Origin of the sequence: Roseburia sp. OM04-10BH, assembly GCF_003462605.1 — a bacterium.
Classification (GTDB): Bacteria; Bacillota; Clostridia; order Lachnospirales; family Lachnospiraceae; genus Roseburia_C; species Roseburia_C amylophila.
This window is the reverse complement of the sequence record NZ_QTZI01000035.1, coordinates 1-1,397: the sequence shown is the minus strand read 5'-3', so window position 1 is coordinate 1,397 and position 1,397 is coordinate 1. Positions and strand designations below refer to the sequence as shown.

The window sequence follows — 1,397 nt, the reverse complement described above, 5'->3', positions numbered from 1 at the left end:
TTTTACATGATTCTTTCCATCTCCACTCAAGATGTGATGCTCTTTTTGCAGAAAATGGAGAGTGACGCAGTTGACAAACTCCTGCTTCTGATTCCTGCGTTTTATGGGATGACCCTCGGTATTCTGTTCTTTTTGATCTATTTTGCCTGCAAGTATCAGTTCGAGCGCAGACGGCATGAGTTTGGTGTTTATCTAATGTTGGGGATGCGTAGAAGTAAACTGTTTGGTATGCTTCTGGCGGAAGATTTCCTGACCAGTATTCTTGCCATGCTCATAGGATTACCTGTGGCTGTGGTGCTTTCAGAAATTGTCAGTCTTGTCACCGCCAAGCTGGTAGGCATGGGGATCATCGGTCATCAGTTTTCTTTATCCTGGTTTGCGATTGAATGGACGCTGGCAGGATTTCTGGCAATTAAGCTGACGGCACTTCTGATTTTGAGTGGACGAATCAGCCGCCAGGAGATCGGTACTTTGCTATCCCAGCCAACGAACCGCCCCAAAAAGCAAATGCCATCTGTTATCTATGGACTGGCTGCTATATGCGGAAGTGTGATGTTGGCAGTGGCTTACTACATGGCGATTCAGGGAATTGCATGGACAAAGGTAAGTATGATGGGACTGACTTTGCTGTTGGGCATAGTTGGTACGATGCTGCTTTTCTATGGGATGCGTGCACTGATTGCTTTGATTGTTAAGAAAGGAAAAGGAAATAAGCAGCTTCATGTATTTACCTTCCGGCAGATTCAGGAGAATGTTATTCATCAGTCAACCTCCATGGCCATCAGCTCCCTGCTGATTCTGGCGGCGCTGTGTTGTTTTGGTGCGGGCGTAGGAATTGCAGGAACGAATAGCCTGTCTTCTGGCCATGTAATCGACTATACTTTTGAAGATCATACTGCAGAAGATTCATCGCAGGTTCTTCCGAATATAAAGGCAGTCCTGAAAGAAAACAGTTTGGAAAATCAATTTTCAGAGCTTTTTGAAATGAGGGTTGGGCGTATTCGCACCACAGAAGATTATGATAATGCCTACAGCATGGACGCTGTTATGGACTCTCTTCGGAGCCTGCCCCAGTCGGAAGACCGGGATGTCCTTCTGAACAATCTTGGTTATGCCACATACCCATATTTGATTTGTTTATCGGACTATAATCGTTTGTTGGAATTGTCCGGCAAACCGGCTCTCCAATTAGGCGAAAAGGAGGCCGCTGTCTATATTGATACAGAGTTTACTACGGTAAGCCGTACCGCAATGCTGAACCAAGTATTGGCCGGGCATCCCAAGGTGGAACTGGATGGTAGTCCGATTCATCTTACAGGAGAGGTTCAGTCTGTGAATTTGGTCACGGACCGTTCTATAACCTTGTCCTTTGCATTGATTCTTCCGGATGAAGCATT

Annotated in this window: 1 protein-coding gene; it reads left to right on the top strand. The window is 45.8% G+C overall.

The annotated features are described in order from the left end of the window. Positions 1-54: 54 nt before the first annotated feature. Positions 55-1,397, top strand: a 1,343-nt coding sequence (locus tag DXB43_RS14930) for an ABC transporter permease (RefSeq protein ID WP_243006701.1), incomplete at its 3' end; no start/stop codon positions are given.